28 protein-coding genes and 4 tRNA genes are annotated in these 26,984 nt (G+C 58.1%); 8 read left to right on the top strand and 24 right to left on the bottom strand.

What is annotated here, in order from left to right:
* Window positions 1–114 precede the first annotated feature (114 nt).
* Window positions 115–414 (top strand): hypothetical protein, encoded by a 300-nt coding sequence (locus tag NWV16_RS10495; RefSeq protein WP_065261421.1) that lies wholly within the window; start codon window positions 115–117, stop codon window positions 412–414.
* A 291-nt stretch (window positions 415–705) separates the two neighbouring features.
* A complete protein-coding gene (locus tag NWV16_RS10490) occupies window positions 706–918 on the top strand; it encodes a cold-shock protein (protein ID WP_003179963.1) in 213 nt (70 codons plus the stop codon).
* A gap of 57 nt (window positions 919–975) precedes the next feature.
* On the opposite strand, the gene NWV16_RS10485 is transcribed toward NWV16_RS10490, so the two are convergent.
* Window positions 976–1,293, bottom strand: coding sequence for an I78 family peptidase inhibitor (locus NWV16_RS10485; protein WP_065261422.1), 318 nt, complete (start codon window positions 1,291–1,293; stop codon window positions 976–978).
* A gap of 171 nt (window positions 1,294–1,464) precedes the next feature.
* A complete protein-coding gene (locus NWV16_RS10480; protein WP_260522946.1) occupies window positions 1,465–1,770 on the bottom strand; it encodes a hypothetical protein in 306 nt (101 codons plus the stop codon).
* A 130-nt stretch (window positions 1,771–1,900) separates the two neighbouring features.
* On the opposite strand from NWV16_RS10480, the gene NWV16_RS10475 reads away from it, so the two are divergent.
* Window positions 1,901–2,113 carry a hypothetical protein gene (locus NWV16_RS10475; RefSeq protein WP_065261424.1) on the top strand — a complete coding sequence of 71 codons (213 nt, stop codon included), beginning with the start codon at window positions 1,901–1,903 and terminating at the stop codon, window positions 2,111–2,113.
* 32 nt (window positions 2,114–2,145) lie between these two features.
* On the opposite strand, the gene NWV16_RS10470 is transcribed toward NWV16_RS10475, so the two are convergent.
* The 8 genes from NWV16_RS10470 to NWV16_RS10435 form a co-directional block, all read right to left on the bottom strand.
* Window positions 2,146–3,174: a nucleoside hydrolase gene (locus NWV16_RS10470; protein WP_065261425.1), complete on the bottom strand. Its 1,029-nt coding sequence runs from the start codon at window positions 3,172–3,174 to the stop codon at window positions 2,146–2,148.
* Between the two features lie 45 nt (window positions 3,175–3,219).
* Window positions 3,220–3,624: a D-ribose pyranase gene (rbsD, locus tag NWV16_RS10465; protein ID WP_065261426.1), complete on the bottom strand. Its 405-nt coding sequence runs from the start codon at window positions 3,622–3,624 to the stop codon at window positions 3,220–3,222.
* Complete coding sequence (rbsK, locus tag NWV16_RS10460) at window positions 3,621–4,538, bottom strand: ribokinase (protein ID WP_260522945.1); 918 nt, start codon at window positions 4,536–4,538, stop codon at window positions 3,621–3,623. The genes rbsD and rbsK overlap by 4 nt, the downstream gene beginning before the upstream one ends.
* 24 nt (window positions 4,539–4,562) lie before the next feature.
* On the bottom strand, window positions 4,563–5,582 hold the full coding sequence (locus NWV16_RS10455) for a LacI family DNA-binding transcriptional regulator (protein WP_260522944.1): 1,020 nt from the start codon (window positions 5,580–5,582) through the stop codon (window positions 4,563–4,565).
* A gap of 3 nt (window positions 5,583–5,585) precedes the next feature.
* On the bottom strand, window positions 5,586–6,563 hold the full coding sequence (locus NWV16_RS10450) for an ABC transporter permease (protein WP_260522943.1): 978 nt from the start codon (window positions 6,561–6,563) through the stop codon (window positions 5,586–5,588).
* A complete protein-coding gene (locus NWV16_RS10445; RefSeq protein WP_260522942.1) occupies window positions 6,560–8,113 on the bottom strand; it encodes a sugar ABC transporter ATP-binding protein in 1,554 nt (517 codons plus the stop codon). The genes NWV16_RS10450 and NWV16_RS10445 overlap by 4 nt, the downstream gene beginning before the upstream one ends.
* A 54-nt stretch (window positions 8,114–8,167) precedes the next feature.
* A complete protein-coding gene (locus tag NWV16_RS10440; protein WP_260522941.1) occupies window positions 8,168–9,124 on the bottom strand; it encodes a sugar ABC transporter substrate-binding protein in 957 nt (318 codons plus the stop codon).
* Between the two features lie 199 nt (window positions 9,125–9,323).
* Window positions 9,324–9,770: a hypothetical protein gene (locus NWV16_RS10435; protein WP_260522940.1), complete on the bottom strand. Its 447-nt coding sequence runs from the start codon at window positions 9,768–9,770 to the stop codon at window positions 9,324–9,326.
* Window positions 9,771–10,119: 349 nt separating this feature from the next.
* Between NWV16_RS10435 and NWV16_RS10430 the strand changes: the two genes are divergently transcribed.
* The 3 genes from NWV16_RS10430 (at window position 10,120) to NWV16_RS10420 (ending at window position 12,365) form a co-directional block, all read left to right on the top strand.
* A complete protein-coding gene (locus NWV16_RS10430; RefSeq protein WP_065261433.1) occupies window positions 10,120–11,208 on the top strand; it encodes an asparaginase in 1,089 nt (362 codons plus the stop codon).
* A gap of 172 nt (window positions 11,209–11,380) precedes the next feature.
* Window positions 11,381–11,671, top strand: coding sequence for a DUF1654 domain-containing protein (locus tag NWV16_RS10425; RefSeq protein ID WP_260522939.1), 291 nt, complete (start codon window positions 11,381–11,383; stop codon window positions 11,669–11,671).
* Window positions 11,672–11,675: 4 nt separating this feature from the next.
* Entirely contained in the window at window positions 11,676–12,365 is a 690-nt protein-coding gene (locus tag NWV16_RS10420; protein ID WP_260522938.1) for an endonuclease I family protein, read from the top strand.
* Between the two features lie 55 nt (window positions 12,366–12,420).
* On the opposite strand, the gene NWV16_RS10415 is transcribed toward NWV16_RS10420, so the two are convergent.
* Both NWV16_RS10415 and NWV16_RS10410 read right to left on the bottom strand, forming a co-directional pair.
* Window positions 12,421–13,329, bottom strand: a complete 909-nt coding sequence (locus NWV16_RS10415) for a siderophore-interacting protein (RefSeq protein WP_260522937.1) — start codon at window positions 13,327–13,329, stop codon at window positions 12,421–12,423.
* Window positions 13,330–13,415: 86 nt separating this feature from the next.
* On the bottom strand, window positions 13,416–13,784 hold the full coding sequence (locus NWV16_RS10410; RefSeq protein ID WP_260522936.1) for an SPOR domain-containing protein: 369 nt from the start codon (window positions 13,782–13,784) through the stop codon (window positions 13,416–13,418).
* Between the two features lie 250 nt (window positions 13,785–14,034).
* On the opposite strand from NWV16_RS10410, the gene csrA reads away from it, so the two are divergent.
* Window positions 14,035–14,229 (top strand): carbon storage regulator CsrA, encoded by a 195-nt coding sequence (csrA, locus tag NWV16_RS10405; protein WP_003179932.1) that lies wholly within the window; start codon window positions 14,035–14,037, stop codon window positions 14,227–14,229.
* A gap of 211 nt (window positions 14,230–14,440) precedes the next feature.
* Here csrA and NWV16_RS10400 read toward each other — a convergent pair whose 3' ends face one another.
* Window positions 14,441–14,896, bottom strand: coding sequence for a DUF2214 family protein (locus tag NWV16_RS10400; protein WP_260522935.1), 456 nt, complete (start codon window positions 14,894–14,896; stop codon window positions 14,441–14,443).
* Window positions 14,897–15,357: 461 nt separating this feature from the next.
* Window positions 15,358–15,434: transfer RNA gene (locus NWV16_RS10395), tRNA-Val, on the bottom strand.
* A gap of 184 nt (window positions 15,435–15,618) precedes the next feature.
* On the opposite strand from NWV16_RS10395, the gene NWV16_RS10390 reads away from it, so the two are divergent.
* Window positions 15,619–16,902, top strand: a complete 1,284-nt coding sequence (locus NWV16_RS10390) for an FAD-binding oxidoreductase (RefSeq protein WP_260522934.1) — start codon at window positions 15,619–15,621, stop codon at window positions 16,900–16,902.
* A 51-nt stretch (window positions 16,903–16,953) separates the two neighbouring features.
* On the opposite strand, the gene NWV16_RS10385 is transcribed toward NWV16_RS10390, so the two are convergent.
* The 10 genes from NWV16_RS10385 to purF all read right to left on the bottom strand — a co-directional run bounded on the left by NWV16_RS10385 (window position 16,954) and on the right by purF (window position 26,978).
* The gene (locus tag NWV16_RS10385) at window positions 16,954–17,925 is read right to left on the bottom strand and encodes an XdhC family protein (protein ID WP_260522933.1); all 972 of its coding nucleotides are present in this window, start codon (window positions 17,923–17,925) and stop codon (window positions 16,954–16,956) included.
* Window positions 17,926–17,927: 2 nt separating this feature from the next.
* Window positions 17,928–19,163: a cytochrome c gene (locus tag NWV16_RS10380; protein WP_260522932.1), complete on the bottom strand. Its 1,236-nt coding sequence runs from the start codon at window positions 19,161–19,163 to the stop codon at window positions 17,928–17,930.
* 2 nt (window positions 19,164–19,165) lie between these two features.
* On the bottom strand, window positions 19,166–19,705 hold the full coding sequence (locus NWV16_RS10375; protein WP_260522931.1) for a (2Fe-2S)-binding protein: 540 nt from the start codon (window positions 19,703–19,705) through the stop codon (window positions 19,166–19,168).
* Complete coding sequence (locus NWV16_RS10370; protein WP_260522930.1) at window positions 19,698–22,529, bottom strand: xanthine dehydrogenase family protein molybdopterin-binding subunit; 2,832 nt, start codon at window positions 22,527–22,529, stop codon at window positions 19,698–19,700. Before NWV16_RS10370 ends, NWV16_RS10375 begins: the two co-directional genes overlap by 8 nt.
* A gap of 411 nt (window positions 22,530–22,940) precedes the next feature.
* Window positions 22,941–23,017 (bottom strand) — tRNA-Asp (locus NWV16_RS10365).
* 93 nt (window positions 23,018–23,110) lie between these two features.
* Window positions 23,111–23,187 (bottom strand) — tRNA-Asp (locus NWV16_RS10360).
* A 54-nt stretch (window positions 23,188–23,241) separates the two neighbouring features.
* A tRNA-Val gene (locus NWV16_RS10355) sits at window positions 23,242–23,317 on the bottom strand.
* 90 nt (window positions 23,318–23,407) lie between these two features.
* Window positions 23,408–24,184, bottom strand: coding sequence for an SDR family oxidoreductase (locus NWV16_RS10350; protein WP_065261443.1), 777 nt, complete (start codon window positions 24,182–24,184; stop codon window positions 23,408–23,410).
* Entirely contained in the window at window positions 24,181–25,392 is a 1,212-nt protein-coding gene (locus tag NWV16_RS10345; protein ID WP_260522929.1) for an O-succinylhomoserine sulfhydrylase, read from the bottom strand. Before NWV16_RS10345 ends, NWV16_RS10350 begins: the two co-directional genes overlap by 4 nt.
* A gap of 80 nt (window positions 25,393–25,472) precedes the next feature.
* The gene (gene purF / locus NWV16_RS10340) at window positions 25,473–26,978 is read right to left on the bottom strand and encodes an amidophosphoribosyltransferase (protein ID WP_260522928.1); all 1,506 of its coding nucleotides are present in this window, start codon (window positions 26,976–26,978) and stop codon (window positions 25,473–25,475) included.
* Window positions 26,979–26,984 lie beyond the last annotated feature (6 nt).

The raw sequence follows: 26,984 nt of genomic DNA, 5'->3' as shown, positions 1-26,984 counted from the left end.
ATGCACACTGGTTGTATCGGCAGGCAAATCGTCTGTTTTGTGCCAGAGTGATGAACTTGATTGGCCCCTCAGCCATCAGATACAAAGACATCGACCCACAAGGAGCATCCTCGCATGCGTCTCAACACCCTATTCGCCGCAGCCATCCCTTTAGTTCTGCTGTTGCCTCTGAGCGCGCAGGCCGCCTGGCCGAAAGGCGTCAAAGAGCAATACATGAACGACTGCACCAAAGCGGCCAGCCAAAGCGTCAACCCGACGGTGGCCAAACAACACTGCACCTGTGGTGCGGATGTCCTGGAAAAGAAATTCACCACGCAGGAAATTTCTCAGTTGATGGACAAAAACACACCGCCGAGCGGTGAACTGGGTCAGCGCGCACTAAAAGAAATCTCGGTTTGCCGGGTGCAGAAATAGTCCTGACGAGAGGATTTACTGGCATTCGACAGGTGCGAATCAGCGAGAATGCCCCTGAAATCGATATTTTATGCAGGTTTTATAGCTTTTTTTACACCCCTCCGGTTTGGCTGAAAGCCTCTGAAACCGGGGGTTACAGACCTTCAAACTGTCGAAGCGTCTGCAATATGAAAGCAAACAACACGTCCGGGGGGCTACCAAAGCGAACATTTCGACTATGATACCCGGGTGTGCCCAGTTGGCCTGAGCAGCACAGTACTACTGAAAATATATGTTTCTTGGAGATACACCATGTCTAATCGCCAAACCGGCACCGTTAAATGGTTCAACGATGAAAAAGGCTTCGGCTTCATCACTCCTCAAGGTGGCGGTGACGACCTGTTCGTACACTTCAAAGCTATCGAATCCGACGGTTTCAAAAGCCTGAAAGAAGGCCAGACCGTTTCCTTCGTGGCTGAGAAAGGCCAAAAGGGTATGCAAGCTGCACAAGTTCGCCCAGAGTAATTTCCCGGCGCACTAAAAAAACCCCGTCCATGTGACGGGGTTTTTTATGCCTGTCGATCAACCGCAGCTGGTGCTGACGACAACCAGATTATTGTCGGTGTTCAGATTCAAGCGATCGGAGCGGTACTCGAGTGTAATCATGTCCGTCGGCTTGAGAAAACGGGCATTTTGCGAACCGGACTTTGCACGGGCTTGCTCCAGCAGCTCCGGCGAAGCCTTTTTACCGATGGCAAATTCCGCTGCCTTTGCTTCACATCGGCCATGACCGGTTTCGGCCGCCACAGGATCCTTTGCCGACTCGCTGGAGGTTGTGCTGCAACCGGCCAACATGGCAACGGCCATAAGTGCACCCAGAGACGCGAACTTCAAAGGCATGAAGCCTCCTTCTTTCAAATGGTTAAGCTGAAATCGTGCGACCGCCAATACGGTATTTGGTTTCAAATCGAGTGCTACCACCCTGCCCCACGACCCGAAAAAAAACGCTGAGTCTGCCTGAAGATCGCACTATGTATGCTCATACAATCGTCACCGAATATTAACGACACATCAGTAGATGTCGATGTAGTCGAACGGAGGGTTCGGCCAATTGTCCTTCAGGGCATTGAAAATCTGCATGACCCAGACTTCGTCACTGGCTGCAACATTGCCCACATAACCCGAACCCTTTGCCCAGGTTTCCAGACGAAATGCCAGCCCATCGATTTCCTGGCCGCCCGTAATCCCGCTCGAGATATAGGCAATACCGTTCCTGGTCACGCGCAGTTGAGTGTGTTCATCATCACTGGCCGAAGCCAATAACTGGCGCACCGACTCAAGCGTCAGGCCATCGGGAGAGTTCAAATCGATCTGCACGGCTCGGCACCTGTTTTTTTAAAGACGACCAAGTGTCGCATAGCCCCGGGCTCATGCCTAAGTCGCAGTGCCAAGCCTCGGGCAAAGTGGTTAACTCAAGTCTTCGATCCAGCGAACTTTCGAGCGCCTCATGACGACCGTAAACATCTCCGCCGATATAAAGGCTCACTGGCCACAAGGGCATAGTTCGTACAGCCCGGGAAGCCCTGAGGAATTGGCTCTGATCAGCATCGACCTGCTGGTCAAGGCGCTTGGGACACAAGCTGCGCAATCATTCATCGCCCAGCTGTTCGAGAAATATCCGGACGACTTCAAAGGCACGCCGGACTCAGGAAATGAATAAGGCCCGCAGGCTGACACCTGCGGGCGTAACACTTATTTCAAGCGCTTCAGACGCTCGGTCAACAGATCGAAGAAGCCCTGAGCATCGCCGTTTTCTACCCAAAAGGCATTTTTGGGCGCCTTGAGGCCGTCATACCAGTCGACAATCGTTTGCCCGAATGTCGGACCTTCGCGACTGTCGACCACTACGTTCACCGAACGACCAGTAAACAGTTCCGGTTTGAGCAGATAGGCGATGACCGTGGCGTCATGCACCGGGCCACCCGGGATGCCATAATGTTCCATGTCACCCTTGATGTACTCGTTGAGGATATCGCCGACAATTTTGCTCGCATTGTTGTTCAGCGCCGCGATCTGCTTCAGTCGCGCATCGCTGGTGAGCACTTTGTGAGTGACGTCCAGCGGCAGGTAGGTCAGCTTGACTCCGCTCTTGAGCACGACTTCGGCCGCCTGCGGATCGGCAAACAGGTTGAACTCGGCCACCGGCGTGATGTTGCCGCCGTTGAAGTGGGCGCCACCCATGATCACCACTTCCTTGATGCCCTGAACGATCTCCGGCTCCTGAATCAGTGCCAGCGCCAGATTGGTTTGCGGGCCGAGCATGGCAATGGTGATGCTGTGCGGCCTGGCTTTTTTCAGCGTATCGATCAGGTAGTTGACCGCGTTACCTTCAGCCAGCCCCTTTTTCGGCTCATGCACGGCGACGCCCGACAGGCCTTCCTTGCCATGGATATTCTCGGCGTAGATCGGCGTGCGCATCAGGGGCTTTGGCGCGCCAGCATAGACCGGAACGTCTTCGCGCCCTGCCCATTCACGGGCCAGCCGAGCATTGCGGGAGGTCTTGTCGAGACGCACATTGCCTGCCACGGTGGTCAGCGCGCGAATGTTCAGCTCTTCGGGCGAGGCCAGCGCAAACAGTAGAGCCACGACATCATCGGCCCCCGGGTCGGTGTCGATGATCAGGTCGATCTTTTCCGCCGCCTGCGCGCCGGTCACGGTTATCAGGGACAAAAGCAGCAGACTCCGGATCAGTTGATGCATTTTTTGAGCATAGCGGTGCATGGCGCATTCCTTGTGCTGATGAAAAGTGAATGGGTCCTGGACCCGTTAAAACGTAACCCCGGCCACCAGCACGATGTTGCAGTACGGCTGACATTCACCGGTCCTTACGACCGCTCGCGCCTGACGGCTGAGAACCTTGAATTGTTCGTGGCTGAGCATTTCGCGCCGTCCCAGGGAACCTTCGCCATTCAACGTATCCAGCGCGGAGAGCGCAGTGGGTCGCTTGTCGAGGATTTCCTGGGCGAGCACATGACTCTCTACCTGCATTTCGCTAAGCACGACTTTCAATGTACTGATGAAATCGGGGACACCATGGGTCAGCGCGAGATCAATCAGTTCGACACCAGGCGGAACAGGTAACCCGGCATCACCGATCACGACCATGTCGCCATGACCAAGGGAGGCGATCAGCCGTGACAGCGCGACGTTGAGCAGAGGAGTCTTTTTCATGGAGCTTTGAATGCCTGTACGTCAGAGGTAGAGGGAATGGACGGCTGGGCACCCTCCCGAGTAACCGAAAGCGCTGCAGCAATCTGACCAAAACGGATAGCCTCGATTTCGGTTTTGCCAGTCGCCAGCGCAGCCGCAAAACCACCGACGAAAGTATCCCCGGCTGCCGTGGTATCAACGGCTTTTACTTTGGGTGCTGGAAAATGCTGATAACGATTGCCGTCGGCAAACAATGAGCCAAGAGCACCGAGGGTGATGATCACTTTGCCTGCGCCCATGGAAATCAATCGGGATGCGGCTTTTTCGGCGCTCTCCAGTGAGTCTACCGGCAAGCCGCTGAGGGCTGCGGCTTCGCTTTCATTGGGAATCAGATAGTCAATGGAGGCAAACCAGTCCGCTGGCAGCGGTCGACTGGCCGGGGCCGGGTTCAGGATGACAGTCTTGCCCAGCTCGCGACCGCGCTTGAGGGCATGTCCGACAGTGGCGTCCGGAATTTCCAGCTGACAGATGATGACATCCGCAGCCTGCAATACTGCGTCGAATCGGTCGATCACTGCCGGTGTCATGGAGCCGTTGGCCCCGGCGACGATGACGATCGCGTTCTGACTATTGTCATCGACCACGATCAACGCCACCCCACTGGAATTTTCGACCACACTGACCGCCTGGCAGTTGATCCGCTCGGCCAGCAATGCCTCGCGCAATTGCACGCCATAGTCGTCATCGCCGACACAACCGACCATCGATACCTGCGCGCCCAGTCGGGCGGCGGCCACCGCCTGGTTTGCTCCTTTGCCACCCGACACGGTGGCGAACGAATGGCCGATCAGTGTTTCGCCGCCCCGGGGCAAGCGTGGCGCCCGTGTGACCAGGTCCATGTTCAGGCTGCCTATTACCACTACATTTGCGGGCATACATCACTACTCATCAATTCGTTTTCAGCGATACTCGGTGAACACGCCAACCAGCGGTGCAGTCGATTCTCGCAAGACAATGCTGGGGGTCACAATGCGCTGATCGGTCGCCAGATCAGGGGCAGCGATTCTGCGCAACAGTACTTCCGCCGCCATTTCGCCCAGCTGCAGGATCGACTGGCCGACAGTGGTCAGTGCCGGATACACGTAGCGACTCATCTGGATATCGTCGAAGCCGATCACCGACAGCTCGCTCGGCACGCGAACATTTCGTTCGGCGGCAGCGCGCAACACGCCGATGCCGATCATGTCGTTGCCGGCGAAGATGGCGCTCGGAGGGTTGCTCTCCAGCAGCACCGCCGCTGCGTTGTAACCCCCGGTGCTGGTGAAATCGCTTTCCAGCACACGCGCCGGTGACACCTCTAAACCCGCTTCCTTCAAGGCGCGGCGAAATCCGGCCTGACGCATCTGCGCAACACTGGTGCCTGCCGGGCCTCCGATGGTAGCGATGTCGCGGTGGCCGAGTTCAAGCAAGTGTCTTGTCGCCAGGTAGGCACCATATTCATGGTCGATCCGCACGAGATCGGCGTCCACACCTTCCAGTCCGCGGTCGACGATGACCATCGGCGTTTTGACTCCGGTCAGCCCCTGCACCAGGCCGCTGTCACCTCCCGCGGAAGCGACAATCAGACCATCGATGCGTTTTTCCAGCAGAACCCGCAAGTAGCTGCGCTGCTTGTCCGGGTTATCGTCGGAGTTGCAGAGAATCACGCAGTAGCCATTACGCTCGCAGTAATCCTCGATCCCCCGTGCCAGCTCGGCAAAGTACGGATTGAGACTGTTGGGAACCAGCAAGCCGATGGTGGCGGTGGTTTTGGCCTTTAACGAACGCGCCACAGCACTCGGTACGTAGTCGAGACTCTTGATCGCCGCCTCGACTTTCAGTCGCACTTCCTGACTCACTGGCCGGGTATTGTTCACCACATGGGAAACCGTCGTGTATGAAATTCCCGCGAGTGCCGCCACATCCTTGATCGTCGCCATCTCTCAACCCCGCCGGCTTGCGCGGTGACTGCGATACGTATCGAGTACCACAGCGATGACGATGACCGCGCCGGTGATGATGCGCTTGGTCGGCTCCGTCGCGCCAATCTGCGCCAGACCTGCCGCCAGCACTGAAATGATCAGCACACCAAAAAAGGTGCTGATGACCGAACCACGACCGCCCATCAGGCTGGTGCCACCGATTACCACAGCCGCGATGACTTGCAGTTCAAGGCCTGAACCGGCGTTTGGATCGGCCGCTTCCAGACGGGAAATCTGGAACAGCGCCGCGATACCGGCCAGCAAGCCCATCAGACTGAACACCAGAATTTTGTATGGCTTGGGGTTGATGCCGGCAAGCCGTACCGCTTCTTCGTTGGTACCGATACCGATCAGGTAGCGACCGAACACGGTACGGGTCAGCACGGCCTGCGCGATGAAGATAACCAGCAAGGCGATGATGAACGACGGTGAAATGCCGAATGCGATCGGATTGGACAGCCAGGCAAAGGAATCACCGATGTAGGCCGTTCGCGAGCCTGTCATTTGATACGCCAGGCCACGGGCCATCTCGAGCACACCGAGCGAGACGATGAATGACGGGATTCTCCAGGCGACCGTGATCGAACCCGTAACAGTCCCCGCCAAAGCGGCCACGGTCATGCCAAGCAACGCCGATGGCAAGACGCTCCAGCCCCAGCCAAGGATTGCAACGCTGACTGTGGAAGCCGCGAGCGCCAGCACCGACCCCACCGACAGATCGATACCGCCGATGATCAGGACGAAGGTCATGCCCACCGCCAGCACCATCAGGTCGGGAATCTGATTGGCCAGGGTGCTGAAGGTGTTGTACGACAGAAAGTGGCTGCTCATGACCGAGAACAGCGCAACCATCGCCAGCAAGGCGCCTGCCAGGCCCAGATAAGTGCCCAGTCCGTAGAAATTGCCACTACGTTTGCCGGCAGAAGATGCAGTTTTCATGGGAGGTCCCTAGGCGCTGCTTCGTTGAGCAGCGCATCACGTTTTTGATAGCCGGCGAATGCCGCGGCAAGCAAGTCATCCTGTGTCCAGCGGTCACGCTCGAAGGTATCGATCAGGCGCCCCGCCGACAGCACACCGATACGGTCGCAGATCAACATCAATTCACGCAGGTCGCTGGATACCACGACCAGCGCCTTGCCCTGCCGGGTCAGTTCGCCGAGCAGGTTATAAATGTCGAACTTGGCCCCCACGTCGATGCCACGGGTCGGCTCATCGAATAACAACACCGAACAATCGCGCTCCAGCCAGCGGCCGATCACCACTTTCTGCTGGTTGCCGCCGGACAGTTCGGACACCAGCTGTGTCGGGCTCGAACTACGGATGCGCATGGCTTCGATCTGCCGCTTTGCCAGAGAAATTTCATCGCCATGGTTGACGAAGCCACCGCTGGAAATTTCCGGCATGTTGCCCAAGGCGATATTGGCGCTGATCGACTGACTCAACAGCAGCCCCTCACCCTTGCGGTCTTCAGTGATCAAGGCGATACCATTGCGCACTGCATCGACCGGCGAGCGAATGCTTACTGCTCGAGCTGGTGAACCGAGAGCGACGCTGCCGCTGTCGGCAGGATCCGCACCAAAGATCAGACGCAGCAACTCAGTGCGTCCTGCTCCGATCAATCCGGATATGCCGAAGATCTCACCGGCACGCACTTCAAAGGACACATCACGGACCTTGTCCGAGCGGCTCAGGCCCTTGACTGTCAGCGCGGGAGCGCCAATGTTGCGTGGCCCCATATCCATATGTTCGCCAAGCTCGCGGCCGACCATCAAGGTAACCAGCTGCTCGCTGTTGTAATTGGCCATCGGCTCGACACACACCAGATTGCCGTCACGCAGCACGGCAATTCGCTGCGCGACTCGCGCCAGCTCTTCGAGACGGTGGGAGATATAGATGATCGCAACACCACGGGCCTGCAACCGGGTGATCTGCTCGAAAAGCATTTCGACTTCGCGAGCCGTGAGCATTGCCGTCGGTTCGTCGAGAATCAGCACATGACAATCGCCGATCAGATTGCGCGCGATCTCGACCATTTGCTGGTGCCCGATACCCAGCTCGCCGACCAGCGTATCCGGATCGATGGCATCCAGGCCAACCTGAGCCATGGCTTCGATTGCGGCCTTGCGCAGCTGCTTGCGACTGATCCAGCCACCGTTGCTCGGCAAGTTGTCGAGAAACAGGTTCTCCGCCACCGAAAGGGTCGGCAGCAGATTGAGTTCTTGCATGACCATGCGCACGCCAAGCTCTTCAGCCTGGGTACGACTGCCCGGACGATAGTCCTTGCCCTGGAACTGCATCTGCCCGGCAGTCGGTGTCACCAGACCACCAATGATCTTCGACAGGGTACTTTTACCGGCGCCGTTCTCGCCGGTCAGCGCCAGCACTTCACCGCGCATCAGCGTCAGGTCGATATCGGTGAGTACCGGTTGCGCGTAGGTCTTGCCGATACCGCTGACCGTGAGGACAGCGTTCGGGGCGGAAACTGACATAAAAACTCTCCGTGCGCCCGCCCGGACGGGCGAGCGCCATTGCGTCGCGAAGGACTACTTGGTAACCAGTTCGACCGGCGTTTCGATCACGCCATTGGCACCGCTGTCGACTTTCTCGCCTTTGAGAATCTTCAATGCAGTCTCGATACCGAATACGGCCTGTTTGGCAGCGAACTGGTCGGCAGTCGCCAGAACACGGCCGTCCTTGAGCATTGGCTTGATCGCATTGATGTTGTCGTAACCCACCACCTGCACCTGCCCGGCCTTGCCCGCAGCACGCACAGCGGATACGGCACCGACAGCCATACTGTCGTTACCAGCCAGCAATGCCTTTACATCCGGGTACTCGCTGAGGATCGATGCAGCTACCTTGTTGCCCTTGTCGATTTCCCAATCGCCGGACTGCAGCGACACCACTTTGATCTGTGCTGCTTCCATCGCGTCCTTGAAGCCTGCCGTACGCTGTTGGGCATTGGTCGTCGTCGAGACGCCTTCGATGATGCCGACTTCGTCACCGGCCTTCAGCTGCTTGGCCAGGTATTCGCCTACCAGACGTGCACCCTTGCGGTTGTCCGGCCCCACGAAAGGTACGCTGATGTTTTTGCTCTTGATGACCGCAGGATCGAGCTGATTGTCGATGTTGATCACCGTGATGCCGGCATCGACGGCTTTCTTGATCACCGGCACCATGGCCTTGGAGTCGGACGGCGCGATGACCAGCGCATTGACCTTCGCCAGAATCATCTGCTCGACGATGCGGGTCTGACCGGCAGTATCGGTTTCATCCTTGATACCGTTGGAGATCAGGTCGAAATCGGCGGAGTGTTCTTTCTGATAAGCCTTGGCGCCGTCTTCCATGGTGAGAAAGAACTCGTTGGCCAGGGACTTCATGACCAGTGCGACCTTGGGTTTTTCCGGAGATTCGGCGAAAGCCGAAGAGACAGGCAGTGCGGCGGATGCTGCAGCCAGCATGGCGACAGCGAGAAGACGTCCAGCGAATGGCAGCTTCATGGGTTCACTCCGATCTTATGATTATTGTGAGCAACGCTTGCGCTGGCGTAAGCTTCGTCGGCATTTCCAGACAACACTGCTCTGAAACTGCTGCGCAAACGTTTGCGTAGAGCGAACTATGCGAATGCAGCCAACGTTTGTCAACAATCAGAGATCGGTAATGATTGCAGGGCGAATCGGCAGACTCGCCCATGCGAGCTCAAGCGGTGGTGTTGACCAGGTTACCGCCGGATGAACCCTTGGACATTTCCTTGACCAGCGCCGCCGAGACTTCCAGCAGTGCGCCGCTGGTTTCAGCTATCTCACCCTGAACAGCCATGACCGCCTGCGATTTCGCCTCGGGCGTCGGGTAACTGGCAGCCTGTGCGGCAGCCAGACGTTGCTGCTGCTCCTGTAGTTGCTTCTGCAGTTCCTGCATGCGCTTGAGCAACATCTTGACGGTGAGACTCAGGTTATCACCGCTTTCAGCCTGGCTGCCTTCTTGCGTGGCACCGCCGGTCCTGACCTCGCCGCTCTCGGCCTTTTCAACACCCAGCGCTTCGCCAGAGGCCTCGGCTTGCGCATCATTCATGGCGTTGATCGTCGCCGCGGTTTTGCCGCCGATGGTGACAGCACCGGGATGTGTAAAACCGATGGTCAGTGACATGCGAACTCCCTAAATTCCAGTTTCCTTGAACACCCATCGGCCTGCGGGAAATTTTCTTTAGCAAAGGATCCAAATTCGGCAAACACACTTTTCAGGTAAAAGTCGTAGTCCTTTTCGGAGAGCCGAACACGAAAGCGGCGGCTATTCGGAATACCGGATAAACGATTCCCCCCGAGAATCAACAATCAAAAAATTGTTGATATAAATCATGAGGTTAAACATTTCCCTAGAGCACAGTACGGCTGGTACGGATCCTGCTCCCTCACAGCACCCCTGGCATTACAGATCGGCCCGGGGCGCATCTAGATGAACCTGCATCAGCACCGTCTCACTACTAGAGAGAAAAATAATGAAATCTGCTTTCAAGACATTGTTTCCGGGCGCTCTGGCCCTGATGCTGCTTCTGCCCTCCGCTCTTCAGGCAAAAGAAGTCGAAACCCAGACCAAACTGGCTAACGTGGTAGTTCTTGCAACAGGCGGCACCATTGCCGGCGCAGGCGCCAGCGCCGCCAACAGCGCGACCTATCAGGCCGCCAAGGTTGGTATCGAACAATTGATCGCCGGCATCCCTGAACTGAGCAAACTGGCGAATGTGCGTGGCGAACAAGTCATGCAGATCGCCTCGGAAAGCATCACCAATGAAAACCTGCTGCAACTGGGTCGTCGCGTATCCGAACTGGCTGACAGCAAGGACGTCGACGGAATCGTCATCACCCACGGCACCGACACTCTGGAAGAAACCGCCTACTTTCTGAACCTGGTGGAAAAGACCGACAAACCGATCATCGTTGTCGGCTCCATGCGCCCCGGCACCGCCATGTCGGCGGACGGCATGCTCAACCTGTATAACGCGGTAGCGGTGGCCGGCAGCAAGGAAGCGCACGGCAAGGGTGTACTGGTGACCATGAATGATGAAATCCAGTCTGGCCGCGATGTCAGCAAAATGATCAACATCAAGACCGAAGCGTTCAAGAGCCCATGGGGTCCGCTGGGCATGGTGGTCGAAGGCAAGTCCTATTGGTTCCGCTTGCCAGCCAAGCGCCACACCATGGATTCCGAATTTGACATCAAGAACATCAAGAGCCTTCCTGACGTAGAAATCGCCTATTCCTACGGCAATGTCGGCGATACAGCCTACAAAGCCCTGGCCCAGTCCGGCGCCAAAGCCATCATCCACGCCGGTACCGGCAATGGCTCGGTGTCTTCCCGCGTAGTCCCTGCCCTGCAAGCTCTACGCAAGGATGGTGTACAGATCATTCGCTCCTCCCACGTCAATGCCGGTGGCTTCGTGCTGCGCAACGCCGAACAGCCCGACGACAAATATGACTGGGTCGTGGCTCACGACCTGAACCCACAAAAAGCCCGCATCCTGGCGATGGTCGCTCTGACCAAAACCAACGACAGCAAAGAATTGCAGCGGATGTTCTGGGAGTACTGATTCAGCCTCGCCCGGCCCTGTCTCGATCGGGCACTTGCTTCACCACTCGCCATACAGGCGGGTGGTGCAGCTACCTAAACGCAACTCTTGCGTACAAAAATTTCGGATAACCCACATCAAAACCGGAAAACCGCTGTCAGAGGATTTTCTTGAATTTTAAGCAGTTGCGAAAATGCCTACAGTTAAATACTGTATGCACGTACAGCCTAATAAGGATAATCTCGTGGCCACTTCCTCCGACGCTCCTGATGCCTATGAACGCATGGGCATGCGTGTTCAAAAGATCATCAACTCCCCCGCCGCACAAAAAGCCAAAGCTGCTCTGCTCTTCCGCCTCCCGGATGAACCGATGGATGCATGGGAGCGCCTGCTGGAGGAAATCGACGAGAACGACAATGTCACCCTCGCCTATCGCGATGATGGTGGCGTGCAGATTTTCTGGGTTGTACCGAAGGAAGATTGACTCAATGTTTGTCCGTTCGCTTGCTGTGTTTTTGCTGTTCATTTCAATTGGCGCCCAGGCCGGCGCACCCCGTACGTTTACCGAAGCCAAAAAGGTCGCCTGGAAGCTGTACGCCCCACAATCCACCGAGTTCTATTGCGGCTGCAAATACACCGGCAACAAGGTCGACCTGGCAGCTTGCGGTTACGTGCCGCGCAAAAATGCCAAACGCGCCTCCCGGATTGAATGGGAACACATCGTCCCGGCCTGGGAGTTTGGACATCAGCGCCAATGTTGGCAGGAAGGCGGACGCAAGAATTGCACGCGCTACGATCCGGGCTACCAAAAAGCCGAGGCCGACCTGCACAACCTGGTACCGAGCATTGGTGAGGTCAACGGTGATCGCAGCAACTTCAGCTATGGCTGGTTACCGGTAGAAAAAGGTCAATATGGTGCGTGCCTGACCCAGATCGATTTCAAGGCGAAAAAGGTCATGCCCCGCCCTTCGATTCGCGGCATGATTGCCCGCACCTATTTCTATATGAGCAAGCAGTATGGCTTGCGCCTGTCGAAGCAGGATCGGCAACTGTATGAAGCGTGGGACAAGACGTACCCGGTTCAGGACTGGGAACGTCAGCGCAATCAAAGCGTGGCATGTGTGATGGGACGCGGCAACGTGTTCGTCGGACCGGTCAACCTGAAAGCCTGTGGCTGAAAGCATGCATAAAAAGAAAAGGCCTCGCGCTTCAAGCTCGAGGCCTTTTTTCTGGTTAGCTGCCGGACTTGTTGTAACGCCAATAGCCCATCAGATTAAGCGATTCGCGAGAAATGCCGCACTCCTTGATCAGGTATCTGCGCAGATTCATGACAGCGGCCGATTCACCCGCGATCCAAGCATAAAATCCTTCCGCAGCGCTTTCAGCGATTTCCCAGAGGATCTCCTGATCAATATCGACATCGGCCAACTCTACCGCTCGATTAACCATCGTTACCTCGACAGGCAGCACAGCCTTTCGCACAGCGTCTACCATCAGCGACCCGGCAGCCGCCGCGCCCGCCTGCTCTCGAATCAACCACTGCACCGACAGACCCGGCCAATCCGGTAACTCGAGCCTGTCCGCCACACTGTCGACCTCCAGGAATACTTGAGCCTGAGGCGGGTCCGAAAGCACCGACAGCTCATCGAGGATCCCCATCGCGGCCGGCAACGCTGTCGAGTCGGCGACCAGCAAGAGATGCTTGAGAGATCGCGGAGGTTTCCACTCAAAACCACCCGCCTCGCTCGCCAAGTATCGACGATCAGGCGCCAGGATCTGCATCGGTTCACCCGGTTGTGCTCGCAAGGCCCATCTGGAAGCAGGACCGGTTTCGCCATGCAGCACAAAGTCGATATCGACCTCGCCCTGATCGGCACGCAAATGGCGGATCGTGTACGTACGCATGGCTGGGCGTCGGTCTGCCAGCATTGAGCGGAAACGGGCGTACCATCCGTCTTCCTGAGAAAGCCTGGCAGGAGAGCCGTCCGCTGCCGGGAAAAACAGCTTGACTCGCTGATCAGGCGCCCAGGTGGCCATCTCGTTGACGGCCTGACCGGCAAGAGTGATCCGCATGAGATGCGGACTGAGGGGCTGCTTGCGACGCAACACAACGTCGAACAACTTGTAAGGACTGGAGGCCATGCGGAGCTCCTTCTGAGAATCTTCAGTGATCCCATTAAAACGAATCACGCCGGACACCCTTTAGTCAGCTCCGCAAAAAGGCATGTTTACTGTGCAGAAGCGCGCTCGATCACCAATGTCTCGATGTTCTGCTTTTTCGCTTTGACAAGCGCTGCGTTGACATCGGCCTGTTTCGCTTCGGCTTCGGTTCTGGAACTGAATGGCCCCAGCAGAATCCGGGTCTTCCCGTCGGCATCCCTGATGACATTGGCAACGAACGCATGTTCGATCAACCATCCGCTCAGATCACTGACAGCCTGCGGGGTTTCGCCACGCACCTCCACATCAAACTGAGGTCCGGACACTGTCGCAGGCGCTGCCACCGTTACCGTTTTCGGCTTTGGCGCATCGACACGCTTGCCCTCACCACACCCTGCCAATGCCAGTGCCGCGACTACCCAGACCAATTTGCGCACAACGCTTCCCTCTGAATTTTCGAAACGGCGATCTTAACATCCACGATTACTTTCAGAGCCCTGCAAAATGGGCACAAAACTACGAGATTGATGATCGAAGCACCTGTATAGTTACGCGCTGGGAATTAATGTCGCTTCTGAGCATCAGAAAGAGGCACCCAAACCGCGAGACTTCGCACTAATCTATACGTACCACCGACCTCTGCACTGTCTGAATCAGGTGCCCTACAAAGCAATCAAGGAGAAGACCATGCTGATACTCACCCGCAAAGTCGGTGAAAGCATAAACATCGGTGATGACATTACGATCACCATTCTCGGCGTAAGCGGCCAACAGGTTCGTATCGGCATCAACGCTCCAAAGAATGTTGCCGTACACCGTGAAGAAATTTACCAACGCATTCAGGCCGGCCTGACCGCTCCGGACAAACCGCAAACTCCCTGAGCCCTGTCGCAGTCAGTAGCCAGTCCGTTCACCCTCGCGTAATGACTGGCTAAAGATCCAAGCGCCGTTTTGCCACCCCACCTCACTGGTGACGGCGCAGGCGATAAGTGCTTCCCTCCTACGACCGTCCCTTTTTCGCTACCGATACTAACCATCATCGCAATGGCTGACTGTCAGACGTTTCTGAACAGAAGCTGGGAATCGTGCCGACCTAGCCGAACGTCACCCCTCGCGCCATTCCGGTAGCCGCTATCACCATCAGGACAAGCAACAGCGCTTCGGCATGACTGATTCGCGCAAAGACACTTGCTCGCCCGCGATCGATCGATGCGCCGCCAGCCCGAGCCATGCGCCACCGGATCAGCGCAATCATCGGAGCCAGCTCCAAAAGCAGAATCAGCACAAGCAGCGTCATCTTCACGTGAAACAGCGGCTGATGCAGGTAGTAGTCGGCCCCTTTCTCATATCCGCCAAAAGCCCGCACACTCCCGGTGACCAGCAAAACCAACGCCGCTATCCCCCACAGATTGTCCGCGAGCAAGACCCGTCCGACCTCACCAGACCCGGCAGCCAGCTGTCTGAACGCCGCACCTCGGGTCAACACCGCCCAGAACCCCAAGGCAAATGCCAACAGATGAAGCGCTGCAAGAAACCAATGTATGAGCATTGCGGAACTCCTGTCGGGAGTGAGTTTGATCTCGGCCAGACAGTAGTAGTCGAAAATGCATGAAGTTGCTCGATGCGGCCAAAGGCCGGCAACAACCGCTGTGCGCGATATGAGCGAGGCTAGGGAGGAAGGCAAACTGCGGGCAAAAAAAATCCCAAGCAGCTGATGGAAGCTTGGGATTTAAAAATGCATAAACCGTGGTGGTGAACGCGGGGCGAATATTACTGATATTCGCAGCGTGTAACAACGTATTTTTGATAACCATTCGGTTAAAAAAAATCGTAACCCCTTAAATATCCACACTATTTAAATGGAGGCTGACATTTTTTCGACGAACGGAAGATGATCATCGCGGAATGGAATTGGCGTTCTGAGGTGGGAGTTTTGCAAATCGCAGAAAGCAAAAAGGGGTTACCGTTTCCGGTAACCCCTTCAGACCGCCCAGCAGAGCGGATTTTGTTTGGTAGGCGCGATTGGACTCGAACCAACGACCCCCACCATGTCAAGGTGGTGCTCTAACCAGCTGAGCTACGTGCCTGCTGTGAGGCGGCATTCTACGGAATTCCGGAGGGGTGTCAACACCTTTTTTTCACCTAACCCTATGAATATGCAAAATATTTAATTTCGCCCTCCGCCAGGAAGATTTCCCGGTGGCTGGCGGAGGTTTTTCAACTCGGGTAGGATCGCCTCACTCGTAAAATATATTAAACAGAGGCTGCAGGATGGCAAACACCCCTTACCCAGAGTCTTATTACGCTGCGTCGGCCAACGCCGCACCACCGCGCCCTGCGCTGCAGAATGACGTGGAGACGGATGTCTGTGTGATTGGTGCTGGTTACACGGGACTTTCCTCGGCCCTGTTCCTGCTGGAGAACGGTTTTCGAGTAACCGTGCTGGAAGCCGCGAAGGTCGGTTTCGGCGCGTCAGGCCGCAACGGCGGGCAAATAGTCAACAGCTACAGCCGCGACATTGATGTCATCGAGCGCAGCGTCGGTCCGAAACAGGCTCAACTGCTCGGGCAAATGGCGTTCGAGGGCGGCCGGATCATTCGTGATCGCGTCAGCCAATACAACATCCAGTGCGATCTGAAGGACGGCGGCGTATTCGCTGCCCTGTCGGCCAAGCAGATGGGTCACCTCGAGTCGCAGAAACGCCTGTGGGAGCGTTTCGGACACACCCGGCTCGAGCTGCTGGATCAGCGCCGTATCCGTGAAGTGGTCGCCTGCGATCAATACGTCGGCGGCATGCTCGACATGAGCGGCGGCCATATCCACCCACTCAACCTGGCATTGGGCGAGGCCGCAGCGGTGGAATCCCTGGGTGGAGCAATCTACGAACAGTCGCCGGCCCTGCGCATCGAGCGCGGAGCCAACCCGGTCGTGCATACGCCACAGGGCAAGGTCAGGGCCAAATTCATCATCGTCGCCGGCAACGCCTATCTCGGCAATCTGGTGCCAGAACTGGCAGCCAAGTCGATGCCGTGCGGCACTCAGGTCATTACCACCGAACCACTGGGTGACGAGCTGGCGAAATCCCTGCTGCCGCAGGACTACTGTGTCGAAGACTGCAATTATCTGCTCGACTACTACCGCCTGACCGCTGACAAACGCCTGATATTCGGTGGCGGCGTGGTCTACGGCGCCCGGGATCCGGCGAATATCGAGGCGATCATCCGGCCAAAAATGCTCAAGGCCTTCCCGCAACTCAAAAATGTGAAAATTGATTACGCCTGGACCGGCAATTTCCTGCTGACCCTGTCGCGTCTGCCTCAGGTCGGGCGCCTGGGCGACAACATCTATTATTCTCAAGGCTGCAGCGGCCACGGGGTGACTTACACCCACCTGGCCGGCAAGGTTTTGGCCGAGGCGCTTCGCGGACAAGCCGAACGCTTCGATGCGTTTGCCGACCTGCCCCACTACCCGTTCCCGGGTGGGCAACTGCTGCGCACGCCGTTTGCCGCACTTGGCGCGTGGTATTACGGACTGCGTGACAAGCTCGGTTTCTGACGCGCAAAAAAAGGGCCGCTGGAAAGCGGCCCTTTTTACATTCTGCACCCGTCACAACTGATCTCGTGCAATCCCGCTACGAATCCGCAGGATATCCGCCAACACTGCCAAGGCAATTTCCGCCGGCGTCTTGCTACCGAGGTTAAGACCGATCGGCGCATGAATCCGCGCCAACTCGCTCTCCCCCAGCCCGCCAATCCGGCGCAAGCGCTCGAAGCGTTTCTGCGATGTCTGCTGCGAGCCCATCACACCGATGTAGAAAGCTTCGGTGCGTACAGCCTCCATCATCGCCAGATCGTCGATTCGCGGATCGTGGGTCAATGCCACAACCGCCGTATCACGGTGGCAACCACCATCGGCAATAAACACCGACGGCAACTGCCGACGAATCTCCACGCCATCGAGCATCACGCCGTCGAGCACTTCATCACGCGGATCGCAGAGAATCACTTCGAAGCCGAGACCGACCGCGAACTCCGCACAGGCCTGCGCCACGCTGGAGTAGCCGGCCAGCAGCAAACGCTGGGCAGCCCCGATGCGAATCCGTACCCGGTCGATTTCTCGCTCGATCCGCGCACCCTGCTCTCGATCCGCAAATACCGCACGCGCGCCCGTCGCCAGATCGACTTCACGAATCAACCGGCGCTGCCCAAGCAATGCCGATTCGAGCTCACGCAGATGCGCCTGCACATTGCAGTCAGCGTCAAATTTCTCTACCAGTACATCGAGAATGCCGCCGCATGGCAGACTGACCCGCGAGCGCGGATCATCGCCTTCGCCATAGCGCACCACATTGATCGCATCGAGAAACGCACCTTCGGCGACGCGTTCGAGAAAATCTTCCTCGACGCAGCCACCGGACAGCGACCCGATCCACTGCCCGCCGTCGTTCACCGCCAGCAGCGAACCCGGCGCGCGAGGCGCCGAGCCGTAGGTCGTCAGTACGGTGCAGAGCCAGATGCGCTGCCCCGCTGCCGACCACTCCAGCGCCCGCCGCACAACCTGCAGATCGAGATGCTGCATGGTCAGTGCGCCTTGTGCTCGATGGATGGTGCGTCGGCCTGCAGCTTTTGCACGTCACCCACCGCCAACTCGGCCGACTGACCACCCCAACCCTGACGCAGGTAGTTCAGCAAGTCGGTCAGTTGTTCGGCACTGAGCTTGTTGGCAAACCCCGGCATCGGCTGCATGTGTTCAAACCCGGCAAACTTCTGTTCGCCAATACCATCCTCGATCACCCGCAACAGGTTGCGTGGGTCTTCCAGACGCAACGTGGTGTTGCCGCGCATGGCCACCGCAATATGCGGCTTGCCTTCGCCACCGGCAGCGTGACAGCCGGCGCAGACGTTCAAGTATTCCTGACGACCGCGTTGAGCGCTGGCACCGAGTTTTTCCACCGGCACTTCAGCCAGCTCTCTTGCCGCCGGTGGCTTGTCGCCAAGCAGGAAGGTTGCCATCGCCGCCAGATCCGGATCATTCAGACCCTGGGTGCTGTTGTGGAACACCGGGAACATCTCGTTGAACATCGTGCCCTGGGCACTCATGCCGTGCTTGAGGAACGTGCTCAGGTCCTGATGGTTCCATCCGCGGGCCGCCAGATCCGTCGCCAGCAGGCTGGGAGCCAGATAACCGTTGAGGATGCCGCCAGTCAGGCGCTTGTCCAGCTGCATGGCGCCGGGAAGGCCGCGTGGCGTATGACATTCGCCACAGTGACCAAGCACCTCGACCATGTACTGGCCGCGCTTCCAGGCTTCGCTTTTGCCTTCTGCCGGCTCCAGTTTCAAGGCTTTGCCGTACATCATGTTCCAGCCCATCAGGCCCGGACGCACGTTGAATGGGAAGCTCAGGCTCGTCACCGGCGCGGCGCGCTCGATCGGCTCGATGGTTTTCAGATACGCATGAATCGCATCCGAATCCGCACGCGGCATCAAGTGATACGAGGTATACGGCATCGCCGGGTACAGGTTGGCGCCATCACGACGTTTGCCTTCGGTGAGTGCCGCGAAGAACTCGTCATCGCTGTACAGGCCGATGCCATGCTCCTTGCTCGGGGTGATGTTGGTGCCGTAGATCGTGCCGAACGGTGAAACGATCGGCAGCCCACCGGCAAACGGCGCCCCACCCGGTGCCGTGTGGCAAGCCATGCAGTCGGCGGCGCGGGCGAGGTATTCGCCGCGCTTGACCTGATCATCCGCATGGGCCGCCAGCACAGGCACGGCAAGCCCGACCGCCAGGGTCAGGCGGGTCAGTAAACGCATCATGCTTAACCCTCCTTGACCAGGCCGAGATCCGTCAGCACGTTGCGGGTAGCGTTGTAGTAACGCACATACCCGGTGCAACGGCAGATGTGATGACCGAGGCTGTCCTCGATGACTTGTTCCAGTTTGCTTTTGACGATTGGCTGGCGTTGCAGCTTTTCCACCAGCACGGTCGCGGCGTTGACGAAGCCCGGTGCGCAGTAACTGCACTGGAAGGCGAACTCATCGACAAAACGCTGCTGGATCGGGTTCAGCTCAGTGACCTGACCCTGCTCGTCACGCTTGGCATGGCCCTCGATGGTGCGGACCTTTTTACCCTCGAAATAATGCGCGCCAGTGATGCAGGTGCGCACTTCTTCACTGGTGCCGTCCGGGTTATCGACGATCACCACACAGGCGTGACAGATGCCTTGACCGCAGCCCAGACGCGAGCCGGTGAGGTTCTTGTATTCGTGCAGGTAATCGATCATCGGCAGGTCATCAGGGATGTCCACCGGGCCGACGGGTTGACCGTTGAGGGTCAGTTGAAGCGGACGGTTAGCCATTGAGGGCCTCCTTGATGCGCGCAGCAGTGATTGGAAGGTCGCGGACACGTTTGCCGATGGCGTGGGCCACGGCGTTACCGATGGCGCCGACCACCGGGATCATCACCACTTCGGCGATGCCTTTGGACGGGTCGCTTGGCGACAGCGGCGGCAGGATCTCCGATGTCTGCTTCCACACCGCCACATGGCGCGCCATCGGCAGACGGTAACGGTTGAAGTTCCAGTCACCCTCCCCTGGCCCGCCTTCGTACAGTGGCATTTCTTCCATCAAGGCGTGACCGATGCCCATGGCGATGCCGCCTTCGAGTTGACCACGAACCAGTTCTTCGACCAGCACCCGGCCGCACTCCAGCCACGAGTGATGGTTGAGCACTTCGACTTCTGCCGAACCTTTGTTGACCTTCAACTCGACCAGCGTCGCCACCGGGCTGTAGTAGGTGACGGCAGCGTTGTTCAGTTGAACCACCGGATAGGCGACATTCTGCCGATCCAGCAGGTGGAAACCGTCGCTGGTCATCTGCGCCTTCTTGGCTTTCGGAGCGCCATCGCCGTATTTCACCGCCAGACCGTCCAGCGGCAGACGCTCGCGCACGCCGTCAATGCTGTATTCGGCTTCGGCCCAGCTCCAGCGGTTGAAACCGTGAACCGTGGCGGCGGTCACCAAGCCACGCTCGTGGGCGCGCTTGGCCAGCTCTTCGAAGCTCAACGGCTGCATGCCGTTGGCAGTCAGTTTGCCGTCGACCCAATGCGCATCTTCACGGCGCACGACGTAAGGGTTGGCCTGGCCGCCGTATGGGCCCTGACGCCAGATCTCCAGCGCCGCCGGCCACAGACCATGATTGAACAGCACGCGCGCCGCTTCACGGGTGGCGTGGCTGAAGTAGTAGGCGGAGTTGGTCGCGGACGAGGCCGACGCCAACTTGCCGACCCAGCGCGGGTTACGCAGGAAGTTGTCTTGCTCGGCCTGACTCATGATGTAAGGGTTGCCGGCAGTGACCAGTTGCATTTCCTTCCATTCGGTCTCGCCGGTCTTCACGTCGTGCGCCGGGCTGCCGAGAAAATCAGCAACCACCATGGCTTGCGAGGTAGACATGCCGGTGCCGATTTCGATACCGATGTGACGCAGGGAAATGCGCCCTTCAGCGGTGAACTCGATGCTGGCCATCGGTGCTTCGGAGCCAGTGCCGAAGTCTTTCTGGCAAATGGCAAAACCGACGCCATACCAGTTGTCCGGGTCTGCCGCTTCACGCTGTTTCTTGATGGCGTCGCGATTTTTCCAGACTTCGTGCAGCGACGCCTTGTCGAGAATCTCGTGCAGGCGCAGCGCACCGGCAGGGATCGCGCCCTGGGTGTTTTTCATCCCCGAACGCAATGCGTTCTTGCGACGCAGGTCGATGGCATCGACACCGAGACGATCGGCAATTTCGTCGATCATCATTTCGGTGGAAGCCATGCTTTGCAGGGTGCCGTAACCCCGCATCGAGCCCGCCTCAACACCACGGGAGTGGTAGGCAGTCACCTGAAGGTCGTTCTGCGGCATGTAGTAGATCGACTGCGCCGCGGTAGCGCCAACGGCAGCCACTGACGGGCTGTAGTTGATCCGGCCGCCGCCATCGACGCTCATTTCGGCGCGGAAAATCTTGAAGCTGTGATCGGTCTTGTCCACCGCCAACTGGTAACGAATATCGAACGGGTGACGCTTGATACCGCTCTGGAACTGCTCGTAGCGGTCGTTGGCCAGGCGAATCGGCACCCCTGCTCCGTACAGCGCCGCCAGGGCTGCGTAGTAAACGAAGATATTGTGGTCCTTGGAACCGTAACCCACGGTGTAACCCGGGTGCATGTTCAGGTGGGCAAGACCGAAACGCGACGGCGAAATCATCTTCGCAGTCTCGGTTGCCGCTTCCAGCGGACATTGAGTGGCGACAACGAAATGCAGGGTCCTGGTCGCCGGGTCGTACCAGCCGTTGCCGTTGTCCGGCTCCATGGCTGCCGGCTCGATGGACGGGGTTTTGTAGCGCTCGTCGAACACCAGCCAGTTATCCGGCGGGGAGTCGATTTCTTTCTTCATGCGTTCGGCGTAGAACAGGCCGCGCTCGGTCAGGTTGCCGTGCAGGTTCGGCTGGGAATTCCATACCGGGCGGCGGTTCTTGAGCATCGGGAACAGGATCGAATCCTTGAGGCTGGCGAACTCGTCTTCGTCCGCCGACGTCGGTCCGCCGACACGCACATAACGGAAACTGCCATAGGGATCGCCTTCGTAGAACGGCACTTTTGCACCGTAACGAATCGCCTTGTCATTGAATTTGAGTTTGTTCTTGGCCTGACGGAAACGCTCGAAATCGTTCCAGATCAGGATCGCCACCGGATGGCCGATGAACATCGGCACCTTGCCTTCCGGCAGCAGCGGATCCGGTGCGTGCTCTTCCGGGAACACGATGCCGTCCTTGTCCAGGTCAGCTGCGGTGACGATGCGATCAGGCTGCAGATCGGCACCGAGCCACGACAGGTCATAGCCATCGTAGATTCGATCGGCCTTGATGGTTTTCAGCAACATGGCGTGGCCTTGCTGCTGGGGCCAGCCTGGCATGTCCCTGGAACGGATGTCGCGGGCAAAAACCTTGCTGCCGCAGACCTTGGACAAGGCATCGTTACGCTGACGCGCCTTGCCGTTATTGCCGAGCCACTGCTCGGACGGCACGGTCACGCTGTTTTCCATCAAGGCAGCCAGCGCCTGGCTGCTGAGCGGCGTGAGCGTAACGCTCACTCCCGCCACCAGCCCGCCCTGAAGGAACGAGCGCCGGGATATTTCACGGTTGGACATGGATCATCCTCTGGGCGGTTATGGATCCGCCCTTCTGGTTATCTACTGGGAATCTCGAGTCTTGCAGAAGCCCTTTTTGGCTGAACAAAGGGCGTGATGACAGTGCAAAGCTGACCGAAAGGTTAACTTTATAGGTTTCCGGGCTCGCAGCAAATAACCAGTTACAAAAAACTGACTAAAAAATCAAAAATCAATGTGGCAATGCATCGCAGCGACTCGATGACGCAGGGAGAGCATTAACCTGAGGACTTCTCGCGTACGTCGCGAGGTAAGCAGAGGAGACATTCTGGAGGGTCAAATTTCAGACACAAAAAACCCCGGCCTTTCGACCAGGGTCTTTGCTATCGACTCCGAACCAACCGAAGGTTGCTTTCGGTGCTTCAAGGCGTTCAGTGGTCCTTGAAGCAGATATGGCGCAGCGGACGGGACTCGAACCCGCGACCCCCGGCGTGACAGGCCGGTATTCTAACCGACTGAACTACCGCTGCGTATCGCTTTGAGCTGATGCTCAAGTAACTTGCTTGACTGAAAGCTTCGGTGCTTTTCAATCGCGAACCAGACACTGCCTGACTCGTTGAATATGGCGCAGCGGACGGGACTCGAACCCGCGACCCCCGGCGTGACAGGCCGGTATTCTAACCGACTGAACTACCGCTGCGCGTCGGTGGAGGCACTTTCAGCCTACCTCTTGCTTTCGCAAGTATCTCGGGAGTGGTGGGTGATGACGGGATCGAACCGCCGACATTCTGCTTGTAAGGCAGACGCTCTCCCAGCTGAGCTAATCACCCGTTTGCATCTCCGAGGCCGCGAAATTTACGCAGGTAGCGAACCTAAGTCAATAGCAGGATTGAAGTTTTTCTCAAAAAGACAAAAACATGTCATTCCGAGTAGATCATCTTCTTGGTCATGCCGCCGTCGACCACGAACTCCTGCCCCGTCACGAACCCGGCATTCTTCGACAACAGCCATGCCACCATTGCCGCCACATCCTCGACCGTCCCTACCCTGCCTGCCGGGTGCTGGGCATGATCTGTATCCGTCAACGGCTCAGCACGACGCGCGGAGGGATCCCGCGCATCGATCCAGCCCGGGCTGACCGCATTGACGCGAATCTCCGGTCCAAGACTGATTGCCAGTGCATGAGTCAACGCCAGCAAGCCACCCTTGCTTGCGGCATAGGCTTCGGTATCGGGCTCCGACTGTGCTGCACGGGTCGAGGCCAGATTGACGATTGCCCCGTTATGCGCCCGCAGATACGGCGCACAATGCTTGGCCAGCAGCATCGGCCCGCTGAGGTTCACCGCCAGAACACGATTCCAGTACGCCAGATCAAGGCTTTCCAGAACGATATTGTGCGGATCCGCCACCGCCGCGTTGCACACCAACGCATCCAGCCGTCCGAACTGCCCCAGCACCTCAGCGACGCCACGCGCCACCTGGTTTTCATCCGCCACATCCATGGCGATGAAGCAGGCATTTTCGCCAAGCACACTCGCCACCCTGGAGCCTCGCGCGCGGTCCAGATCCGTCAGCACCACTTGCCAGCCTTCGCTGATCAGCCACGCCGCGATACCCAGTCCGATACCGCGGGCAGCCCCCGTGACCAGCGCCACGCGGCCATGGGTACCCGTCGTCAGGGAAGACAATTCGATCACAACGCCGCCAGACCGCGCGCCAGATCGGCTTGCAGATCAGCGACATCCTCCAGCCCCACCGCAATGCGGATCAGGCTGTCACGAATCCCCGCCGCTTCACGCTCCTGCGGCGCCAGACGACCGTGGGACGTGGTGCTCGGATGAGTGATGGTGGTTTTGCTGTCACCCAGGTTGGCGGTGATCGAAATCAAACGGGTCGCGTCGATAAAGCGCCAGGCGCCTTCTTTGCCGCCCTTCACCTCGAAGCTGACGACCGCGCCGAAGCCCTTCTGCTGACGCTGGGCCAACTCATGCTGCGGGTGGCTCTTGAGGCCTGCGTAATGCACCTTCTCGATACCATCCTGCTGCTCCAGCCATTCAGCCAGTTGCTGCGCGTTGGCACAGTGCGCCTTCATCCGCAGATTCAGGGTTTCCAGGCCCTTGAGGAAGATCCAGGCATTGAACGGGCTCAAAGTCGGGCCAGCGGTGCGCAGGAAGCCGACGACTTCTTTCATCTGCTCGCCGCGACCGGCCACCACGCCGCCCATGCAACGGCCCTGGCCATCGATGAACTTGGTGGCCGAATGCACGACGATATCTGCGCCGAGCTTCAACGGCTGTTGCAATGCCGGCGTGCAGAAGCAGTTGTCGACCACCAGCATCGCGCCTTTGGCGTGAGCGATTTCTGCCAGCGCGGTGATGTCCACCAGCTCGGCCAGCGGATTGGACGGCGACTCGACGAACAGCAATCTGGTGTTGGACTTGATCGCCGCATCCCAGGCCGACAGATCCGCCAGCGGCACGTAATCGACTTCCACGCCGAAGCGCTTGAAGTATTTCTCGAACAGACTGATGGTCGAACCGAACACGCTGCGCGACACCAGTACATGATCGCCAGCGCTGCACAGGCTCATCACCACCGCCATGATCGCGGCCATGCCGGTAGCAGTGGCCACCGCCTGCTCGGCATTTTCCAGCGCGGCAATACGCTCTTCGAACGAGCGAACGGTCGGGTTGGTGTAACGCGAGTAAACGTTGCCAGGTACTTCTCCGGCAAATCGTGCGGCGGCATCGGCGGCGGTACGGAAAACGTAACTGGAAGTGAAGAACATCGGATCACCGTGCTCGCCTTCCGGCGTACGGTGCTGACCGGCACGTACGGCCAGGGTATCGAACGCTACGCCTTCGAGGTCGCTGTCCAGCCGACCGGCATCCCATTCCTGACTCATGCTGTCACTCCTTGCCCTGTTCTCGATAAATAAAAGTCTTTTGCCAGATACAAAACCGGCCCCTAAGGGCCGGTTGAAACTCAGTTGTTGTACAGATCGATGATCGCGCTCACCGCCTGGGTCTTGGCCTTCGAGGCGTCGTTGCGCGCCTGCTCGATCTTGTTCAGATAGGCCTCATCGACGTCGCCGGTAACGTACTTGCCGTCGAATACCGCACAATCGAAGTTTTCGATCTTGATCTTGCCGCCGCCGACCGCCTCGATCAAGTCAGGCAGGTCCTGATAGATCAGCCAGTCGGCACCGATCAGGTCAGCCACGTCCTGGGTCGAACGATTGTGTGCGATCAGTTCATGGGCGCTTGGCATGTCGATGCCATAAACGTTCGGGAAGCGCACGGCCGGGGCCGCCGAGCAGAAGTAGACGTTTTTAGCGCCGGCTTCACGGGCCATCTGGATGATCTGCTTGCAGGTGGTACCGCGGACGATCGAGTCGTCCACCAGCATGACGTTCTTGCCGCGGAACTCCAGCTCGATGGCGTTGAGCTTCTGACGTACCGATTTCTTGCGCGCGGCCTGGCCAGGCATGATGAAGGTACGGCCGATGTAACGGTTCTTGACGAAACCTTCGCGAAATTTCACGCCCAGATGGTTCGCCAGTTCCAGCGCCGCAGTGCGGCTGGTGTCCGGAATCGGGATGACCACATCGATGTCGTGCTCTGGACGCTCGCGCAGGATCTTCTCGGCCAGCTTCTCACCCATGCGCAGACGGGCCTTGTAGACCGACACGCCGTCGATGATCGAATCCGGCCGCGCCAGGTAGACGTGCTCGAAGATGCACGGGGTCAGCGACGGGTTGGTCGCGCACTGACGGGTGTGCAGCTTGCCGTCTTCAGTGATGTAGACCGCTTCACCCGGCGCCAGGTCGCGGATCAGGGTGAAACCGAGCACGTCCAGCGAAACGCTTTCGGACGCGATCATGTACTCGACACCTTCGTCGGTGTGACGCTGACCGAACACGATCGGACGAATGCCGTGCGGGTCGCGGAAACCGACGATGCCGTATCCGGTCACCATCGCCACTACGGCGTAGCCACCGACACAACGGTTGTGGACGTCGGTCACGGCAGCGAACACGTCTTCTTCGGTCGGCTGCAACTTGCCGCGCTGGGCCAGTTCGTGAGCGAACACGTTGAGCAGCACTTCAGAGTCGGAACTGGTGTTGACGTGACGCAGATCGGATTCGTAGATTTCCTTGGCCAATTGCTCAACGTTGGTCAGGTTGCCGTTGTGCGCCAGGGTAATGCCGTATGGCGAGTTGACGTAGAACGGCTGAGCCTCGGCCGACGTCGAGCTGCCGGCAGTCGGGTAACGGACGTGACCGATACCCATGTGACCGACCAGGCGCTGCATGTGACGCTGCTGAAACACGTCACGCACCAGACCATTGTCCTTGCGCAAGAACAACCGGCCATCATGGCTGGTCACGATACCGGCAGCGTCCTGGCCGCGGTGCTGGAGCACGGTTAGCGCGTCATACAGCGCCTGATTGACGTTCGACTTACCGACGATACCGACGATGCCACACATGCGACG

The sequence above is a fragment of the Pseudomonas sp. BW7P1 genome (genome assembly GCF_024981055.1).
GTDB classification, from domain to species: domain Bacteria; phylum Pseudomonadota; class Gammaproteobacteria; order Pseudomonadales; family Pseudomonadaceae; genus Aquipseudomonas; species Aquipseudomonas bananamidigenes.
Note: the sequence above shows the minus strand (reverse complement) of the source record. Positions and strands in the feature narration are given on the sequence as shown.

Excerpts from the sequence above, each read along its gene's own strand:
- NWV16_RS10495 (WP_065261421.1), top strand. The coding sequence starts at position 115 with ATGCGTCTCAACACCCTATTCGCCGCAGCCATCCCTTTAGTTCTGCTG.
- NWV16_RS10490 (WP_003179963.1), top strand. The coding sequence starts at position 706 with ATGTCTAATCGCCAAACCGGCACCGTTAAATGGTTCAACGATGAAAAA.
- NWV16_RS10485 (WP_065261422.1), bottom strand. The coding sequence starts at position 1,293 with ATGCCTTTGAAGTTCGCGTCTCTGGGTGCACTTATGGCCGTTGCCATG.
- NWV16_RS10475 (WP_065261424.1), top strand. The coding sequence starts at position 1,901 with ATGACGACCGTAAACATCTCCGCCGATATAAAGGCTCACTGGCCACAA.
- NWV16_RS10470 (WP_065261425.1), bottom strand. The coding sequence starts at position 3,174 with ATGCACCGCTATGCTCAAAAAATGCATCAACTGATCCGGAGTCTGCTG.
- rbsD (WP_065261426.1), bottom strand. The coding sequence starts at position 3,624 with ATGAAAAAGACTCCTCTGCTCAACGTCGCGCTGTCACGGCTGATCGCC.
- rbsK (WP_260522945.1), bottom strand. The coding sequence starts at position 4,538 with ATGCCCGCAAATGTAGTGGTAATAGGCAGCCTGAACATGGACCTGGTC.
- NWV16_RS10455 (WP_260522944.1), bottom strand. The coding sequence starts at position 5,582 with ATGGCGACGATCAAGGATGTGGCGGCACTCGCGGGAATTTCATACACG.
- NWV16_RS10450 (WP_260522943.1), bottom strand. The coding sequence starts at position 6,563 with ATGAAAACTGCATCTTCTGCCGGCAAACGTAGTGGCAATTTCTACGGA.
- NWV16_RS10445 (WP_260522942.1), bottom strand. The coding sequence starts at position 8,113 with ATGTCAGTTTCCGCCCCGAACGCTGTCCTCACGGTCAGCGGTATCGGC.
- NWV16_RS10440 (WP_260522941.1), bottom strand. The coding sequence starts at position 9,124 with ATGAAGCTGCCATTCGCTGGACGTCTTCTCGCTGTCGCCATGCTGGCT.
- NWV16_RS10435 (WP_260522940.1), bottom strand. The coding sequence starts at position 9,770 with ATGTCACTGACCATCGGTTTTACACATCCCGGTGCTGTCACCATCGGC.
- NWV16_RS10430 (WP_065261433.1), top strand. The coding sequence starts at position 10,120 with ATGAAATCTGCTTTCAAGACATTGTTTCCGGGCGCTCTGGCCCTGATG.
- NWV16_RS10425 (WP_260522939.1), top strand. The coding sequence starts at position 11,381 with ATGCCTACAGTTAAATACTGTATGCACGTACAGCCTAATAAGGATAAT.
- NWV16_RS10420 (WP_260522938.1), top strand. The coding sequence starts at position 11,676 with ATGTTTGTCCGTTCGCTTGCTGTGTTTTTGCTGTTCATTTCAATTGGC.
- NWV16_RS10415 (WP_260522937.1), bottom strand. The coding sequence starts at position 13,329 with ATGGCCTCCAGTCCTTACAAGTTGTTCGACGTTGTGTTGCGTCGCAAG.
- csrA (WP_003179932.1), top strand. The coding sequence starts at position 14,035 with ATGCTGATACTCACCCGCAAAGTCGGTGAAAGCATAAACATCGGTGAT.
- NWV16_RS10400 (WP_260522935.1), bottom strand. The coding sequence starts at position 14,896 with ATGCTCATACATTGGTTTCTTGCAGCGCTTCATCTGTTGGCATTTGCC.
- NWV16_RS10390 (WP_260522934.1), top strand. The coding sequence starts at position 15,619 with ATGGCAAACACCCCTTACCCAGAGTCTTATTACGCTGCGTCGGCCAAC.
- NWV16_RS10385 (WP_260522933.1), bottom strand. The coding sequence starts at position 17,925 with ATGCAGCATCTCGATCTGCAGGTTGTGCGGCGGGCGCTGGAGTGGTCG.
- NWV16_RS10380 (WP_260522932.1), bottom strand. The coding sequence starts at position 19,163 with ATGATGCGTTTACTGACCCGCCTGACCCTGGCGGTCGGGCTTGCCGTG.
- NWV16_RS10375 (WP_260522931.1), bottom strand. The coding sequence starts at position 19,705 with ATGGCTAACCGTCCGCTTCAACTGACCCTCAACGGTCAACCCGTCGGC.
- NWV16_RS10370 (WP_260522930.1), bottom strand. The coding sequence starts at position 22,529 with ATGTCCAACCGTGAAATATCCCGGCGCTCGTTCCTTCAGGGCGGGCTG.
- NWV16_RS10345 (WP_260522929.1), bottom strand. The coding sequence starts at position 25,392 with ATGAGTCAGGAATGGGATGCCGGTCGGCTGGACAGCGACCTCGAAGGC.
- purF (WP_260522928.1), bottom strand. The coding sequence starts at position 26,978 with ATGTGTGGCATCGTCGGTATCGTCGGTAAGTCGAACGTCAATCAGGCG.